This window comes from Phyllobacterium sp. YR531, assembly GCF_000282595.1.
Lineage (GTDB): Bacteria > Pseudomonadota > Alphaproteobacteria > Rhizobiales > Rhizobiaceae > Phyllobacterium.
On the sequence record NZ_AKIZ01000013.1, the window covers coordinates 1 to 16577 of the forward strand.

Sequence of the window (16577 nt, forward strand, 5' to 3'; positions counted from 1 at the left end):
AGCGGGCGTGGCAAAGGGGAAGTGCAATAAAAACAACCGCCTACCAGTACAGCCGCTTGCGTTGGACAGTCACAGCCTTTAATCTTGCCTTGCTCTAACGGGGTGCCTGCATCAACAGGCTGAGAGGCTGGAATTATCCAGTCAACCCGCGGAACCTGATCCGGTTTGTACCGGCGGAGGGATTAGATGCGGCTTTAAAAGCCGGCGCACCTATCCTTTTGAAATTCAACCTTAGGAGGCGCCTATGCGACCATACGATTTAATAAAGTTTGCCCTTCTTTCCAGCACCATTGCCCTTTGCATGGTTGGCACTGCAAGCGCAGAAGGCAAGCTGACAGTCTACACTTATGAAAGCTTTACCGCCGAATGGGGCCCCGGACCGAAAGTCAAAGAAGCCTTTGAAAAGCAATGCGCATGTGCCGTGGATTTCGTGGCAGTTGCTGACGGTGTCGCCCTGCTTAATCGCCTCAAACTCGAGGGTGCATCCACCAAAGCTGATATCGTTCTCGGGCTGGATACCAATCTGACGTTCGAGGCGCAAAAGACAGGACTTTTTGCACCCCATGGGATCGATGTAAGTGCGATCAATATTCCCGGCGGCTTTAAGGATGATATATTTGTTCCTTATGATTATGGCTACTTCGCCGTCGTTTACGACACTGAGAAGTTGAAAGACGCTCCTTCCAGCCTGAAGCAACTGATCGAGGGTGACCCCAAACAGAAAATCGTGATTGAAGATCCGCGCACCTCCACACCGGGCCTCGGTCTCGTATTGTGGATAAAATCGGTTTATGGCGACAAATCCGGTGAAGCCTGGAGCAAATTGAAGGGCCGCGTTCTGACCGTCACACCCGGCTGGTCGGAAGCCTACGGCCTCTTCACCAAAGGCGAGGCCCCGATGGTTCTTTCCTATACAACCTCACCCGCCTATCATCTGATTTCAGAAAAGACCGAACGCTACAAGGCAGCAGCCTTCGAAGAAGGTCATTATTTGCAAGTCGAGGTAGCTGCGCAAACACCAAATGGAACCAAGAATCCGCTTTCGGCTGAATTCCTGAAATTCATCACCAGCACGGCGTTTCAGGACGCGATTCCGGAAAACAACTGGATGTATCCGGCGGCGAAGACTTCAACCCCTCTTGATCCTGCATTCGATACTTTGGTGAAGCCAACAAAAACATTGGCTTTAAACCCCGAAGAGGTGGCTACAAACCGCAAGGTTTGGATTGATGAGTGGCTAGAAGCCATGAGCAAGTAATGCAGATGGCCGCACATTCAATGAAACCACTGGCGGGGGCTCTCGCCCTCACCTTTCTGGCTACGTTGGCGGGCGGCTCTCTCCTCAGCCTTGTTGTTGAAGCTTTCCGAGGCAGTACGGAAGGCTTCGCTGCTTTCGACAGCTATCTTTGGCGGATTGCCCGATTCACGATTCTTCAAGCACTGCTTTCCATGGTGCTTTCAGTAGGCTTTGCCATCCCTCTCGCTCGCGCGCTGCATGCACAGCAGAATTTTGCCGGGCGGGCTATGATCCTGCGTCTGTTTGCATTGCCGCTGGCGTTACCGGCGCTTGTCGCTGTACTCGGGATCACAAGTATATATGGGCGAAACGGCCTGATTGCAGCAATCTTCTCCTGGCTTGGTCTGGACAACGTTCCTGATATTTACGGGCTCACCGGCATTCTTGTCGCCCATGTATTTTTCAATCTGCCTCTGGCAACCCGGTTGCTGCTTTCAAGTCTGGATTCCATTCCCGAGGATTACTGGAAGCTCTCCTCACAACTGGGGATGGGCAATTGGACACAATTCAAGTTGATCGAATGGCCTGTCATTCTGCGCAATATTTCAGGCGTAGCCGGTTTGATTTTCATGTTGTGCATCACCTCTTTCACTGTGGTGCTGACACTTGGTGGAGGACCGCGTGCAACAACGCTTGAAGTTGCGATCTATCAGTCGCTTCACTTCGATTTTGACATTGCCAGAGCCGTCTCCCTGACGCTGCTGCAACTTTGCCTGACTGTCGCAATTCTTTCGCTACTGTCCTTGGCGGGGCGACCGACCGAAGAAGGCTTCAGCATCCGCACCACGACACGCCGCTTCGATGCATCTTCTTCGGCCAGCAGGGCCTGGAATACTTCGGTGATATTGATTGGCTTTCTTTTCATAGCCTTACCCATAAGCGGCACCGTGCTGTCCGGGCTGTCCGCCGATCTTGTACGATTGATGTCTGAAGCAACCGTATGGCGTGCAATTGTTACAAGTCTTGTTCTTGCTTCACTCGCTGCAACGCTTTCCCTTGCTGTCTCACTTAGTCTTGTCGTGGCCCGCGAGTTTTCAGCGACGAAGCGACGCTACGCCAAGGCTGGCATTTTTGAGCGCTCTCTTGATTTGGGCGCGAGCCTGATCATGGTCGTGCCACCAATCATCATTGGTGCGGGATGGTTCATTCTCTCGCGTCACTTCGTCGACCCTTTCAGCTTGGCGCCTTTCATGGTCATATTCGTTAATGCAGCCATGGCTGTGCCGTTTACATTCCGAATCCTCCGTCCATCATGGGACACCGCGGCAAGCCGCCACAACCAGCTATGCGCACAGCTTGGAATTACAGGTTGGAACAGGATGAAAATCATCGATTGGCCGGTCTTGACCCGGCCACTCGGTATCGCCTTTGCGTTTGCCATGGCCTTGTCACTCGGAGACCTCGGAACAATAGCACTCTTCGGCAATGACAGCGTTTTGACTCTGCCCTATCTGCTGTTGCAGCGCATGGGGAGCTATCGTACCGATGACGCCGCGGGCCTTGCGCTTATCCTTGCCGCTCTTTGTCTGATTCTCATGGTAATAGCCGACAGGGGGGCAAATCGCCTGATCAGAAGGGATAGCAACAACAATGGTTAAGCCGGTGCTGAATGGAATGTCGATCCGGCTTGACGCTGTCCGGTTTGATTATGGCGAAATGGCAATGCACTTTGATGCATCGATCGAGGCTTCTTCGATAACAGCCATCATCGGACCCAGCGGATCTGGCAAGTCGACACTGCTCAATCTCATTGCAGGGTTTGAAAAACCTGCCAGTGGCGCAATTCAGATCGATGATGTTGATGTTACCGACTTACCGCCATCGCTTCGCCCGGTATCAATGGCATTTCAGGATAACAACCTGTTCGCCCATCTTGATGTGACATCGAATGTCGGGCTTGGGCGCAAGCCCGACCTTAAACTTGATCCGGCTGACATCAAGTCTGTTCAAACTGCTATTCAAAAAGTCGGGCTTGCCGGAAAAGAAGCCCGCAAACCTGATGCCTTGTCCGGGGGTGAGCGTCAGCGTGTTGCTATTGCCCGAGCGCTCGTCCGCAACAGACCTGTGCTGCTTCTCGATGAAGCTTTCGCATCGCTCGGCCCCGCATTGCGTCATGAAATGCTTGGTCTTGTTGCAGATCTTCATAGGGAAACCGGAATGACGATCATTATGGTGACGCACCACCCGGACGATGCTTTACGCCTGTCTTCAGCGCTCCTGTTTCTGGAAAACGGCCGGATTGTCGCTTCCGGACCCGCTAAAGATTTGCTGTCTGACAGGGGGCCGGCGCTGTTGCGAAATTACCTCGGTAGCAAAGAGTCTGGCCTTTGACATATTTTCGACGCCTTGCCCCCTTCAAGAAAACAATGAAATTCTTGCTCCCGACCGCGCATCAGGCTAGCAAGAACAAAGACATACGAGTCTGCCGCTATTCGGTACGAAGAGGATATGATTCTGGGTCCGCACATACTCCCAATGAAGTCTGGTTGGTTTAAAGCGGCCAAGCGCGGTAAAAAGCCTGCGCAGGTTATGCTGATGCTCGCCTTTCTTTCAGGCTGCCAAGTGCTTAATGTTACCAAGGAAGATGCCGCCCTTGGTCCTTCGTCCAACCCTGTCACGGTGGACAATGTCAATAAAAACGACCGGCTCGCCAAGCTCAGCGCCGAGCAGCATCCACGTATTCTCGCGACCTATGGCGGAGAATACAAAGACGCAAAGCTTGAACGCATGGTTGCGAAAGTAGTCGGCAATCTGACGACTGTATCCGACAATCCGACCCATACATATCGCATTACGATCCTGAACTCGCCTAACATCAACGCCTTCGCGTTGCCAGGTGGCTATCTTTATGTAACGCGCGGGCTTCTGGCGCTTGCCAATGACAGCGCTGAATTGGCCGCTGTCATTGCGCACGAAATGGGCCACGTGATTGCCAATCATGGTATCGAACGCCAACAGCGGGAACAAGAAGCCGTTATTGCAGGGCGCGTCGTTTCCGAGGTACTACAGGGTGATACTGCAGGACAGGAAGCCCTGATCCGTGGCAAGCTGCGCATGGCACAGTTTTCGCGAAATCAGGAACTTCAGGCCGATGCTATCGGCATCAAGATGATTGGCGAGGCAGGATACGATCCATTTGCAGCGCCGCGCTTCCTGCAATCCATGGCTTCTTACGCCGACTTCCGCAATGTTTCCGGCGCTACTGATGCCAGCCTTGATTTCCTTGCCAGCCATCCATCGGCACCGCAGCGCATCGAATTGGCGCGGGGGCACGCCCGCCGTATTGGCGCGCCGGGTGTTGGTACAACCGACCGTGACTCGTTCCTGAAGGGAATAGACGGCATTCTCTACGGCGATACACCGGAAGAAGGTTATGTGCGTGGGCGCAACTTCGTTCATCCGCTTTTGGGCGTAAGCTTTACGGTCCCAGATGGTTTCACCATCGATAACAGCGCAGATGCGGTCATGGCAACAGGCCCGGGCGAAGTGGCCATCCGCTTTGATGGGACACAAATCTCCGGCAATCCCTCAATGACCGATTACATGCGAAGCGGGTGGGTTACCGGCCTCGACGATGCCAGCGTCACTGCCACCACCTTCAACGGTATGCCCGCTGCGAGCGCCAAAGCGAAAGCCGATCGCTGGGAATTTGATATTTTCGTCGTCAATGCCGGCAACCGCATCTATCGTTTTTTGACCGCCGCACCTGCCGGTAGCACCGCCTTGATGCCGGCATCTCAAACAGTTGTTCAAAGTTTTCGGTTACTGACACCCGAAGAGAAGGCAGCAGCCAAACCTTTGCGCATTCGAGTCGTAACCGTCAAATCCGGTGATACGCTGTCGTCCCTCTCAAGCAAAATCATGGGAACGGATCGCAAGCTTGATCTTTTCCGTTTGATTAATGCAATGCCGCCAGGTGGAACCGTATCGGTTGGCGACAAAGTGAAACTGATCAGCGAATAACAAAAAGCCCGGCTTAGCCGGGCTCTTTGTTAGAAAGGAAGATTACTCTTATGCAGCTTCTTCCTGCTCATCTTCGGCAACCACGTCTGCCTCTATCTCGGCCTCAGCATCGTCAGTCTTCGCACCACGCTTCGGACCCTTTGCGAGATTTACTTCGATCAGGCGGACAGCTTCGGTTTCCGACATCTTGTTGACGGCAGAAATTTCACGAGCCATGCGGTCAAGCGCTGCTTCATAAAGCTGGCGTTCCGAATAGGACTGTTCCGGCTGATTGTCAGCGCGGAAAAGATCGCGGACAACCTCGGAAATCGAAATCAGATCACCTGAATTGATTTTCGCATCATATTCCTGCGCACGGCGCGACCACATAGTGCGCTTGATGCGTGCACGACCCTGAACCACTTTCAGTGCGCGTTCTACATAATCCGTTTCAGAAAGCTTCCGCATGCCGATCGCTGTTGCTTTGGCAACTGGCACCTTCAGACGCATCTTGTCTTTCTGGAAATCAATTACGAACAGTTCAAGCTTGTGGCCTGCGACTTCCTGTTCTTCGATATTGACGATTTGACCAACGCCATGTGCCGGATATACAATAAATTCGCCCGTCTTAAATCCAATACGCTGGGCGGCTTTTTTCTGCGGAACTACTGTCATGCGCTTCATTACTCCCTGCTGCGCCCGGCAAAACGCACCGGTTAAACCAACCACTGGAAACCGGAACCCGGTTTGTCGGTCGTCAACGGTGTCGCGCAAAAGCAATCCGGACGGATCAGTTGGGCTGAATGACAAACAAGCATACCCTGAACTGCTACGTCCGAAAAAAATCTAGCCAAGTGGTGATTTATACTTTAGCGCCACGAAATTGACGTCCAATGATCAACATATTCCGCGACCATAACATGAAAAGCGAGCAGAATCAAATTTTTGCTGCAATTGCTCAAAGAATGGGCTTCGCAGACTTGCAAATTACGGCGAATCCAGTTTAGCCAAGCTTGATTCCCTAGACTGTCAGTCGCCTTCGCCGGGTTCAGCAGAGAAAAACTTCTCGAATTTCCCGGTTACCCCATCCATTTCCTTAGCATCCGAAGGAGCCTCGCCCTTCGTCGAAATATTTGGCCACTTCTCAGAATACTCAGCGTTCAACTGGAGCCAATTGTCGAGACCTGGCTCAGTATCTGGCCTGATAGCTTCTGCAGGGCACTCGGGTTCACAAACACCGCAATCGATACATTCATCCGGGTGAATGACAAGCATGTTTTCACCTTCGTAAAAACAGTCTACCGGACAGACCTCAACGCAATCCATATACTTGCAGCGGATGCAATTGTCGGTCACAACATAAGTCATTTACAGGCTCCAGAAGACACCGCTATCAGCGGTACAATCGTTGAGGTAACGATTTGCTGCCAAGCTGACAAGAGGTAAGAACAGAACTGCGGCACCAGAACGCGGCTATATGGGTACTGGCGGGCATTCGGCGGCATTGTTCGCACCTTCGTCAAGCACGAACAAGCAAAGAGATTTCATTACAAGTGAGAATTACTAGAATAACGTATCCACCTACAGCCAAACCACGGAAAACTATTCCAAGCGTATTAGTGGCACGTTAATCAGTTTCGTCATTCTCACCCTGCATAAGGCGATCCACCTGTCGGCGTTCTCTTTTGGTAGGCCGTCCGCTTCCGGCATCACGCTTCGGCAGGGCGTCTATCCGGTTCTCATCTTTTGGCAAAGGCGGCGGCGAGATGTCTATATAGAGTTTCCTAGCCTCTTCAGCCGGGCCGCGCCGTTCGCCACCGGAAATAACCTCATAGATGAGAATGCGCCGGTCCAATGAAATTGTCAGCACATCACCGGGTCTTACGCTCTGCGATGGCTGATCAATTTTGACTTTGTTGAAACGAACATTCCCGTTAGATACCAGCTTGGCCGCAAGGGAGCGGGATTTCACCACCCGCGCAAAAAACAGCCACTTATCAATCCGCTGTCCTTTTTTCCCTTCTTGTCCGGCCTCCGCCATGGTCCTATTTCTTCATCTGTTCTTTCAGGGCGAGCAATTTTGCGAAAGGTGAGTCCATATCAATCTTGACAGGGCGCTCTTCCCGCTCCGGACGTTTGGCCGGGACTTTGTGCTGCACCTGTGCCTTTCCGCCGTGTTTCGCACCGTCCTGTTTGAAACGTTCATTACCCCCGGCTTTACCTTTACCGCGGAAATGCTCCTTACGTTCACCCCTCTCACTCGTCGGCGTCGAGGGACGATCAGTCCGAGCGGTTCTTTGCTCAGCTTGACCATTGCGCGCTTGGCCACGTTGATTGTCGCGCTTCTCGTGATTGCCGCGAGAATTGCGGTTGTCAAAACGCACCTGACGCCACAGCAGAATTGGCTTAGCTGCCTCTTCCGGTGCGGGAGCAGAAACAGGCTTGGTATCCTCTGCTGGCTGCGCTACGACGGCTTCGGACACAGGTGGCTTTACAAAACCGGGGCCGACAGGCTCAGCGGCAGGAACAGATGAAGCAACCTGATTTGATGGTTTTGTCGCGGCATTCGCCGCTTCAAGCTCAGCGAGTTTGGCGGCAACAATCGCTGCTTCTACTGGCTCCTGACGATAACCAAGATTCTTGAGAATCTCTTCCATATCGTCGGCAGTCGCACCAAGTATCGACATCATCGCTGGTATCACGAGAAAGCGCGAACCATCATAGGCACCATCAGGACGCGCACCCGTGCCGGGCTTCCACGCCAGCGCAGGACGAATAAGATCAGCCAAACGTTCAAGAATATCGATACGAACTGCTCTACGGCCAAGCAATCTATATCCTGCCAAACGATAGAAGGCTGGATCAAAGCTAGCATCGGTCACAACAGAGGTTCTGCCCGCAGACAAGACCTGAACAACGTCGCCATACCCTGGACGATCTTTGGCGTCTTCCTTGAGTGCCCACAACAGTGTCAGGAGACCCGCTGGAGCAGGTTTGAGCAAGGCTGGCAAAAATACATGATAGGCGCCAAACCGTACTCCGAGGCGACGAAGAGCTGCGCGAGAGTCCTGATCCAAACCACGAACTTCTTCCGCTACATCGCGGCGCTGCAGAACGCCAAAGTTTTCAACCAACTGGAAGGCGAGGCCTTTGGTGATGCCAACCAATGCATCTGCATTGGCCAGATCCACAAGCGGCTTTAGCACCGTGTCTATGTGGTGATTGAGAAAACGATCAACGCGTGCCGCGACTTTATCACGAGCCGGGCCAGTGAGCTGTTCATCTGCCAACAATACAGCGCGAGGCTTTAGGGGTTGCTCACCCGAAACAATCGAAGCGATCGTCGCGCCGATCCAACGCAGGGTTCCGTCCGACGCCAACGCAAAGTCACCATTGGCCGATGCAGAAAAACGCTCGGCGCGGTTTTCAAACTCTGCGGCCAGAGCTTTCTGCGCTGCAGCCTTGATGGCTTTGGCGTCTGTTCCATCATCTTGAGCATCCGCAGTAAAGCGGAACCCGTCTAATCGTCCAACATGGTGCCCTTCGACAACAACGTCCCCGGCAGGGCTAATTTCGGCTTCTAGCATTGTATTCTCTCTCAGGCGCCTCATAAGCACGCTTGTCCTGCGGTCTACGAAGCGTTTCGTCAACCGTTCATGCAGTGCATCGGATAATCTGTCCTCAATTTCACGCGTCTTTTCTTGCCAATGTGCCTGATCTGCCAGCCAACCGGGTCGATGAGACACAAAAGTCCACGTTCTGATCTGTGCAATTCGCCGAGAAAGAGCGTCGATATCGCCATCAATGGAATCAGCTCTGCGGACTTCTTCAGCCATATAGTTTTCGTTTACATGACCTTTTTCAACAAGGTCAGTGTATACGGATGCAATGATATCCGCATGTTGCGCAGGGGCAATTTTGCGGTAATCCGGCAAAGCACAAGCATCCCACAGCAACGCCACTCTTTCAGATGTATTTGCGAGAGGTGCTATATCCGGATCGCGGGCGAGATATTCCAAAGCTTGCTGATCAACGGCTGGCAGAGCTCTTGTAAGCCCCTCAATTGGAGCGGGCGTATCAATGGAACGTTTGAGGGCATCCAGGCTGGAATAGTCAAAGCGTGCACTACGCCATTGTAAAATCTTCACTGCATCAAAAGCGTGCGACTCGACCCGCTGAATCAGTGTATCGCTGAATCCCGAGACGTGACCTGTCACCCCAAACGTACCATCGCGCACATGCCGCCCGGCGCGCCCGGCGATCTGACCTATCTCGGTAGGAGAAAGGTCTCGGAACTGATAACCATCGAATTTGCGATCTTGCGCAAAAGCAACGTGGTCGACATCAAGGTTCAATCCCATTCCAATCGCATCAGTCGCAACGAGATAATCCACATCTCCAGACTGGTAGAGCTCAACCTGCTTGTTCCTGGTACGCGGGCTGAGCGTTCCCATAACCACAGCAGCGCCACCGTTTTGCCGACGGATCAACTCCGCAATGGAATAAACCTCTTCCGCGGCAAAGGCGACAATGGCTGTGCGTGGCGGTAGGCGGGTAATCTTCTTTGATCCGGCATAGGTGAGATTGGACAATCTTGGTCGTGTAACCACTGAAATGCCCGGCAAGAGCTTTTCAAGAATGCCACGCATCGTTGCGGCGCCCAGAAGAATTGTCTCCTGACGTCCTCGAAGATGCAGAATGCGATCTGTGAAAATGTGCCCGCGTTCCAGATCATTGGCGAGCTGCACTTCATCAATGGCGACAAAGTCTACATCTGTCTGGCGTGGCATGGCTTCAACTGTGCAAACAGAATAACGCGCACCGGGCGGACTGATTTTTTCTTCACCGGTGATCAAAGCAACATTGGCGATGCCCGCGCGCTCTGCCACGCGATTATAAACCTCGCGTGCCAACAGCCGCAGCGGCAAGCCAATCATTCCTGATCGATGTGCCAACAGACGCTCAATCGCAAGATGAGTCTTGCCAGTGTTCGTAGGTCCCAAAACTGCCGTAACATCGCGGCCAGTCAATGCGAGAGGCAGTTCGGTCTTGGGCATAAGGTTCATCAATTAAATTCCAACACCGCCCAAACGAGCAAACCAACGTTTGGTATTCATCCAAACAGCATTCTCAGCATCTACAGAAGGTATGTGGCCCGATCCAGATAAACAATCACTAATCGATTCACGGAATGTACCGTTAAGAAATAGAACGCGAGCAGAACGAATCAGCTACGAATCAGCTTTAGGATCAGATTCCTGATTTGTTCACGGCAATATCTAGATTTTTTCCACCCGCCCAACACAACATCCTGAATCGCGCACCTTGTTCCAAGGCCCGTTTTTCCTCAAATATTAACTTTTAAACATTTTCTATCGTTCGCAATCTTATTCAAGAGTCAAGCACTGTCTTAGGATAGGATTCCGCCTAGAGAATAGTGCCGCGCATCCTCAAGATGCGCGGCAGAATCTATCAGCTCAGATATTGTCCACCGTTAGCGGAGAGTGTCGAGCCCGTAATAAATCCGGATTCGTCAGATGCCAGAAACACAACGCAACGCGCAACTTCTTCTGGCTCTCCCAATCGTCCGACCGGAATTTGTGGAATAATCCGTTCGTTCAAGACCTTCTCGTCAATTGCCCGTACCATTTCGGTTCCAATATAGCCGGGGCAAATAGCATTGACCGTAATCCCCGCACGCGCGCCTTCCTGCGCAAGCGCTTTTGTGAAGCCGATATCGCCAGCCTTTGCGGCTGAGTAATTGACTTGCCCTGCCTGACCCTTTTGCCCGTTGATGGAGGATATGTTGATAATGCGCCCGAACTTGCGGTCCCTCATCCCGGTCCAAATGGGATGGGTCATGTTGAACAGACCATTCAGATTGGTATTGATTACTTCACTCCATTGTCCCGGCGTCAGCTTATGAAACATGGCATCGCGTGTGATACCCGCATTGTTCACCAATACGGACACTGGCCCGAGGTCAGCTTCAACCTTGGCAATGCCAGCAGTACATTCTTCATAGCTTGAAACATCCCATTTATAGGTCGCTATACCGGTCTCATCACTGAATTTCTTCGCTGCTTCATCATTACCCGCATAGCTTGCGGCTACTTTGTAACCTGCAGCTTTCAAAGCAATGCTGATGGCGGCACCAATACCGCGCGTACCACCAGTTACAATTGCTGTTTTGGTCATGTTTCCCCTCCCTGAAATAATCTCGCTTAAACAAAGTCAATAAGTCAGTTGCTGAGAGCAATGTGCCCTCTTTCAAAAATGCCGGCTTTGCCAAGAACAAAGCCGGCAAGATTTTTGATTAATCCTTCAGACGCTCAACACAAAGCGCGACACCCATACCGCCACCGATGCATAATGTGGCAAGGCCCTTGGTTCCGTTGCGCCGCTTCAATTCGAAAAGCAGTGTGTTGAGGACACGTGCACCGGAAGCGCCGATCGGATGTCCTATGGCGATCGCTCCACCATTGACATTGACGATATCAGGATTGAAGCCAAGGTCTTTGTTGACCGCGCAAGCCTGAGCGGCAAAGGCTTCATTTGCTTCTACCAGATCAAGATCCTCTGCTTTCCAACCTGCTTTTTCGAGTGCTTTGCGGGAGGCTGGGATAGGGCCGGTTCCCATAATTGCCGGATCAACACCTGCTGTTGCCCAGGAAACGATACGAGCCAGCGGTTTGATACCACGGCGCTTGGCCTCTTCTTCACTCATGAGCACTACGGCGGCTGCACCATCATTCAAACCGGAAGCATTGCCAGCAGTTACTGTTCCTTCCTTATCAAAGGCAGGACGCAGCTTTGCCAGGGAATCCAATGTCGCGCCATGGCGAATATATTCATCGTCCGAAACAACCACGTCGCCCTTACGTGTCTTGATGGTAAACGGAACGATCTCATCCTTGAAACGTCCGGCTTTCTGCGCAGCTTCCGCCTTATGTTGCGACGCCAAGGCAAAATTATCCTGCTCTTCGCGGGTCAACTGCCATTTGCGGGCAATGTTTTCAGCGGTAATGCCCATGTGATAGCCATGAAAGGCATCTGTGAGGCCATCTTTGATCATGGTGTCGATCATCTTGAAGTCACCCATTTTGACACCGCCACGCAAGTGCGCACAATGCGGTGCCATGGACATGGACTCCTGACCACCGGCGACGATGATATCCGCATCGCCGGTCGCAATCTGCTGCATGCCAAGAGCCACTGCTCGCAGACCTGAACCACAAAGCTGGTTCAATCCCCACGCCGTCGCTTCCTGCGGAATTCCAGCTTCCATTGCAGCCTGTCTTGCCGGATTTTGTCCCTCGCCTGCACCAAGCACCTGACCCATGATCACTTCGTCGACATCGGCACCCTCAACACCAGCGCGGCTAAGCACTTCCTTAATAACCGCTGCACCCAGCTCATGCGCGGGCACATTGGCAAACGCGCCATTGAACGAACCTACGGGGGTACGCGCTGCGCTGGCGATAACGATTGATTGGGTCATAAACGTTTCCTCATTTTGTAATGCTCAATTCAAAATACTTCTGCCAAACAGAATTCCCTCCCTTCAACCATTTGACAAGGCCCAATTCAGCTTGGAGTAGATTTATCCGTTCCGCAGTGCAGCATAACTTTGCGGGTAACTGGTTGTATGCGGTGCACAAATCACTTTGAAATGATGCGCTTTGCCCCTATCCTTCGTGATCTACCGTCAAGCTGGCGCGTGAGTTCGGCAATGGGATATGCTTGGGGAGTTAAGTAATGGCAGCGAAGACCGGCGAAATCATCATTAAGAAATACGCTAACCGACGTCTCTACAACACGGGTACAAGCACATATGTAACCTTGGAAGACTTGGCGGGCATGGTTAAGCGCAATGAGGATTTTACCGTACAGGATGCCAAGACCGGAGAAGATATAACCCATTCCGTTTTGACTCAGATTATTTTCGAGCTGGAGAATAAGGATGGGCAGAACATGCTGCCGATTCCATTTCTTCGCCAGCTGATTGCCTATTATGGCGACCAGATGCAGGTTGTTCTGCCAACTTTCCTGGAACAGTCCATGTCCGCATTTGCAAAAGAACAGGAGCGTATGCGCGAGCAAATTACCACCGCTTTTGGCAAGTCTCCAATCGATATGATGAATGTCAGCACTCCAATCAAGCTGGTCGAAGAGCAGGTTCGCCGCAATACCGAAATGCTGCAGCATGCCATGAAGATGTTCACTCCGTTCCCGCTGAACAAATCGGCAGAAAGCCCAGCACCGGACGAAGGTCCCGCGGCTGAAAAATCGGCCGAAACTTCAGGACTGAATGAGCTGAAAGAACAGATTGCTGCCATGCAGCGCAAACTGGATTCTCTCGATAAGTAGAGCTATTGGGTTCGGGAGGAAAAATGACCGGATCAGCCAAAGCAACCGTTTTCATCGACAATGAAAAAGTGATTGTAACCGAATATCGCTTCGGTGTTGGAGACAACACCGGGTGGCACAGGCATGGTCACGATTATGTTGTGGTGCCTTTGATGGACGGTAAAGTGAAACTCGTCACGAAAGACGGAGATTCAATAGCCGAGATGAAAAAGGGCGTGCCTTATTTCCGATCCGAGGGCGTGGAACACGATGTCATAAACGCCAATGACGGCGAGTATGCCTTCATAGAAATCGAGCTGAAATAGCTGCTAGCGGAAATTCACATCTCTACCTGCTGAGCGAAGCGACACCGTGAAGCCTGCCAGGATGTCGAAAAATGCCATCGCCATGAGAATGAAGAACAGCGAATGCGATGCGCTTGGCACGAGCAAAAACTCAACCAGAAAAGCCACAAACACAAATGTCGAGAGCAGATGATCGACTACTGATGCATTGCTGGTACGTGTTGATTTCATGATTTCGAAGAAAAGCAATGCAAGGGATAAGACGATCATCAGATCGCCTAGTGTCATAATCCATGTGCCGCCGGATAACATCTGCACCGAATAAAGTTGCGTGGCCCAAGGATCAGCACCGCCGATACCAGCCAGACCGGCGATCACCAGATTGAATACAATGAGCGGCACTATCATCAACGGTATATTTGAAATCACGAAGCAATCTCCCCAAAAGCCGTCGGATCAAAATAAAAAAGACCGGCACATGGCCGGTCCTTTTAGCATGCTTTCGAAGGAAATATCAGCCTTCTTTAGGCGTCAAAACCTGACGGCCACGATACATGCCGGTCTTCAGATCGACATGGTGTGGACGGCGCAGTTCGCCTGAATTCTTATCTTCGACATATGTCGGTGCCTTCAACGCGTCAGCGGAACGGCGCATGCCGCGCTTCGACGGAGAAGTTTTTCGTTTAGGTACAGCCATTGTTCCAGCTCCAGTAATCAGTCAAAATCCGGCACTGGCCCAACTGAGCCTGTCACAATGGACAAAAATCCGGAAAGTTCGGCTGGGCTATACACCGCCAAAGAGCTTTTGACCAGCATGAGTCTTATATTTTTTGTCATCAAGCCTTTAAACAAGGCAATTAGACACTATTGGCCCTTAACCGACACATCCGACATATGCCCCAGCAGCTCGTGCGCGGCGCTCATTGACCCTTGCAAGCATTTGCAGACCACGGCCCGGTTTAGCCGGGTTTCGCATAATGGGATTAGGCAAAGTGACTGCCAGATAAGCTGCCTGACGTGCGGATAGCTTGGCGGCACTGGTCTTGAAATGATGTTGTGCAGCAGCCTCTATGCCGTAAATTCCAGGACCCCATTCTGCAATATTGAGATAAATTTCCATCAATCGGCGTTTTGGAAGTATCAGATCGGTCATGACCGCCAGTGGCACCTCAAGACCCTTCCGAATAAAAGAACGGCTATTCCATAAAAACAGATTCTTTGCCGTTTGCATCGGTATTGTCGAAGCGCCCCTCGTTTGCTCCCCATCAATCGTATCTGAGACAACTGAGTTCAATGCATCCCAATCAACGCCGGAATGCGAGCAGAACTTGGCATCCTCTGACATCATCACTGAATTGACGAGCGTTGGCGATATGTCATCGATTGAAACCCACTGACGATCATATCCTGAAAATGTAACAAGGTCCTTGACCATCAAGGTAGAAACGGGATGCACAAAAGGCAGCCGATAAAGTGTCAGCAGTACCAACGGCAACATAACGAGTATGACGCCAATCAGAATTGCATAGCGCATAACCCGCCCTAGAGGCGAGCGTCCGGGATCGACAAGATACCCCCTGCCCCGCTTGTTTCTGACCAGTACCCTTGCCACGTAGACCTTCCGTTTGAATTTTAACTTCGGACATAGAGCATCAGGAAGAAGAAGGGAATTCTTTCTGCAAGAATCGGTGCACCATTTACATAATGAACAGAAAATTTATCCGATGCTTGACCCAAAGACCATTTATTGATCATTGAGCAGCCATGAACGACAATGATTTTTCGCTTTTCCATTTGAGCTTGCAACACCGGGCATCGTCCGTGGAAATGTTGCTGTCAGAGCTTTTATCTGAACACTCGCGCAATGGTGAAATTACCCGCCCTCCACGATTGCTCGCAGCGATGCGACATGGCGTTCTCAACGGCGGCAAACGGCTGCGGCCATTTCTGGTCATGGAAAGCGCGGCGCTGTTTGGAGCCGACAATTCTGCGGCCTTGCGTGTCGCAGCAGCCTTGGAATGCATTCATAGTTATTCGCTGGTTCATGACGACTTACCTGCCATGGACAATGACGATTTGCGTCGGGGACAGCCCACTGTGCATCGAAAGTTCGATGAAGCAGCTGCAATACTTGCTGGGGACAGCCTTCTCACTTACGCGTTTGAACTCATTGCCAGCGAAGAAACTGAAATCAGTGCGCAAGCGCGGGTGTCACTTATAACCGAGCTTGCACGGGCCGCTGGAATTGGTGGAATGACTGGCGGCCAGACGCTCGATCTGGAAGCTGAAAAGGTAAAGCCGGATGAGCAGGGCATCATTCAGCTTCAAGCAATGAAAACCGGCGCACTTATAAGATTTGCATGCGAATCGGGCTCAATTATCGGCAATGCAAGTCTACAGGATCGCGAGCGTCTGGCTGAATATGGTTCTGCAATCGGTCTGGCGTTTCAGCTTGCGGATGATCTGCTTGATGTGACTTCTGACGCCGGGAATATGGGCAAGGCAACTGGCAAGGATGCGGCAGCCGGCAAAGCAACGCTGGTCTCGATTCATGGAATCGAATGGACCAAGCGGCAACTTTCCGGCCTCGTTGAACAGGCGCAACTCCTGCTTGAACCCTTCGGAGAACAATCTGCCCTTCTGAAAGAGGCTGCGCGTTTTATCGCCGAGAGAAAAAACTAGAA

Annotated in this window: 16 protein-coding genes and 1 riboswitch; of the genes, 7 read left to right on the forward strand and 9 right to left on the reverse strand. The window is 51.8% G+C overall.

The annotated features are described in order from the left end of the window. The first annotated feature begins 88 nt into the window (after nucleotides 1–88). Nucleotides 89–199, forward strand: a riboswitch (TPP riboswitch). Between the two features lie 45 nt (nucleotides 200–244). From thiB to PMI41_RS03430, 4 genes are all read left to right on the forward strand, one after another. Further along, nucleotides 245–1258 carry a thiamine ABC transporter substrate binding subunit gene (thiB, locus tag PMI41_RS03415; protein ID WP_008121827.1) on the forward strand — a complete coding sequence of 338 codons (1014 nt, stop codon included), beginning with the start codon at nucleotides 245–247 and terminating at the stop codon, nucleotides 1256–1258. Between the two features lie 5 nt (nucleotides 1259–1263). After that, complete coding sequence (gene thiP / locus PMI41_RS03420) at nucleotides 1264–2895, forward strand: thiamine/thiamine pyrophosphate ABC transporter permease (protein WP_244423897.1); 1632 nt, start codon at nucleotides 1264–1266, stop codon at nucleotides 2893–2895. Then, nucleotides 2888–3628, forward strand: a complete 741-nt coding sequence (gene thiQ, locus PMI41_RS03425) for a thiamine ABC transporter ATP-binding protein (protein ID WP_008121829.1) — start codon at nucleotides 2888–2890, stop codon at nucleotides 3626–3628. The genes thiP and thiQ overlap by 8 nt, the downstream gene beginning before the upstream one ends. A gap of 198 nt (nucleotides 3629–3826) precedes the next feature. Further along, nucleotides 3827–5260, forward strand: coding sequence for a M48 family metalloprotease (locus PMI41_RS03430; RefSeq protein ID WP_040853713.1), 1434 nt, complete (start codon nucleotides 3827–3829; stop codon nucleotides 5258–5260). A 48-nt stretch (nucleotides 5261–5308) separates the two neighbouring features. Here PMI41_RS03430 and PMI41_RS03435 read toward each other — a convergent pair whose 3' ends face one another. The 6 genes from PMI41_RS03435 to PMI41_RS03460 form a co-directional block, all read right to left on the reverse strand. Continuing rightward, nucleotides 5309–5914, reverse strand: a complete 606-nt coding sequence (locus PMI41_RS03435) for a CarD family transcriptional regulator (RefSeq protein ID WP_081497097.1) — start codon at nucleotides 5912–5914, stop codon at nucleotides 5309–5311. Nucleotides 5915–6268: 354 nt separating this feature from the next. Next, nucleotides 6269–6607, reverse strand: a complete 339-nt coding sequence (fdxA, locus tag PMI41_RS03440) for a ferredoxin FdxA (RefSeq protein WP_008121836.1) — start codon at nucleotides 6605–6607, stop codon at nucleotides 6269–6271. A gap of 259 nt (nucleotides 6608–6866) precedes the next feature. Beyond that, on the reverse strand, nucleotides 6867–7280 hold the full coding sequence (locus tag PMI41_RS03445; protein ID WP_008121839.1) for an RNA-binding S4 domain-containing protein: 414 nt from the start codon (nucleotides 7278–7280) through the stop codon (nucleotides 6867–6869). A 4-nt stretch (nucleotides 7281–7284) separates the two neighbouring features. Next, a complete protein-coding gene (locus PMI41_RS03450; RefSeq protein WP_008121842.1) occupies nucleotides 7285–10305 on the reverse strand; it encodes a helicase-related protein in 3021 nt (1006 codons plus the stop codon). Nucleotides 10306–10711: 406 nt separating this feature from the next. Further along, nucleotides 10712–11437 (reverse strand): beta-ketoacyl-ACP reductase, encoded by a 726-nt coding sequence (locus PMI41_RS03455; RefSeq protein WP_008121844.1) that lies wholly within the window; start codon nucleotides 11435–11437, stop codon nucleotides 10712–10714. A gap of 118 nt (nucleotides 11438–11555) precedes the next feature. After that, nucleotides 11556–12740, reverse strand: a complete 1185-nt coding sequence (locus tag PMI41_RS03460) for an acetyl-CoA C-acetyltransferase (protein ID WP_008121845.1) — start codon at nucleotides 12738–12740, stop codon at nucleotides 11556–11558. Nucleotides 12741–12997: 257 nt separating this feature from the next. Here PMI41_RS03460 and phaR point away from each other — a divergent pair, with 257 nt between their 5' ends. Both phaR and PMI41_RS03470 read left to right on the forward strand, forming a co-directional pair. Further along, nucleotides 12998–13609, forward strand: coding sequence for a polyhydroxyalkanoate synthesis repressor PhaR (phaR, locus tag PMI41_RS03465; RefSeq protein WP_008121847.1), 612 nt, complete (start codon nucleotides 12998–13000; stop codon nucleotides 13607–13609). 23 nt (nucleotides 13610–13632) lie between these two features. Then, nucleotides 13633–13914 carry a cupin domain-containing protein gene (locus PMI41_RS03470; protein ID WP_008121849.1) on the forward strand — a complete coding sequence of 94 codons (282 nt, stop codon included), beginning with the start codon at nucleotides 13633–13635 and terminating at the stop codon, nucleotides 13912–13914. A gap of 3 nt (nucleotides 13915–13917) precedes the next feature. On the opposite strand, the gene PMI41_RS03475 is transcribed toward PMI41_RS03470, so the two are convergent. From PMI41_RS03475 to mtgA, 3 genes are all read right to left on the reverse strand, one after another. Then, entirely contained in the window at nucleotides 13918–14322 is a 405-nt protein-coding gene (locus PMI41_RS03475) for a hypothetical protein (RefSeq protein WP_008121850.1), read from the reverse strand. Between the two features lie 85 nt (nucleotides 14323–14407). Then, the gene (rpmF, locus tag PMI41_RS03480; RefSeq protein ID WP_008121851.1) at nucleotides 14408–14590 is read right to left on the reverse strand and encodes a 50S ribosomal protein L32; all 183 of its coding nucleotides are present in this window, start codon (nucleotides 14588–14590) and stop codon (nucleotides 14408–14410) included. A gap of 177 nt (nucleotides 14591–14767) precedes the next feature. After that, nucleotides 14768–15505 carry a monofunctional biosynthetic peptidoglycan transglycosylase gene (gene mtgA / locus PMI41_RS03485; RefSeq protein ID WP_193372089.1) on the reverse strand — a complete coding sequence of 246 codons (738 nt, stop codon included), beginning with the start codon at nucleotides 15503–15505 and terminating at the stop codon, nucleotides 14768–14770. 152 nt (nucleotides 15506–15657) lie between these two features. On the opposite strand from mtgA, the gene PMI41_RS03490 reads away from it, so the two are divergent. Beyond that, on the forward strand, nucleotides 15658–16575 hold the full coding sequence (locus PMI41_RS03490) for a polyprenyl synthetase family protein (protein WP_008121855.1): 918 nt from the start codon (nucleotides 15658–15660) through the stop codon (nucleotides 16573–16575). The last annotated feature ends 2 nt before the right edge of the window (nucleotides 16576–16577 follow it).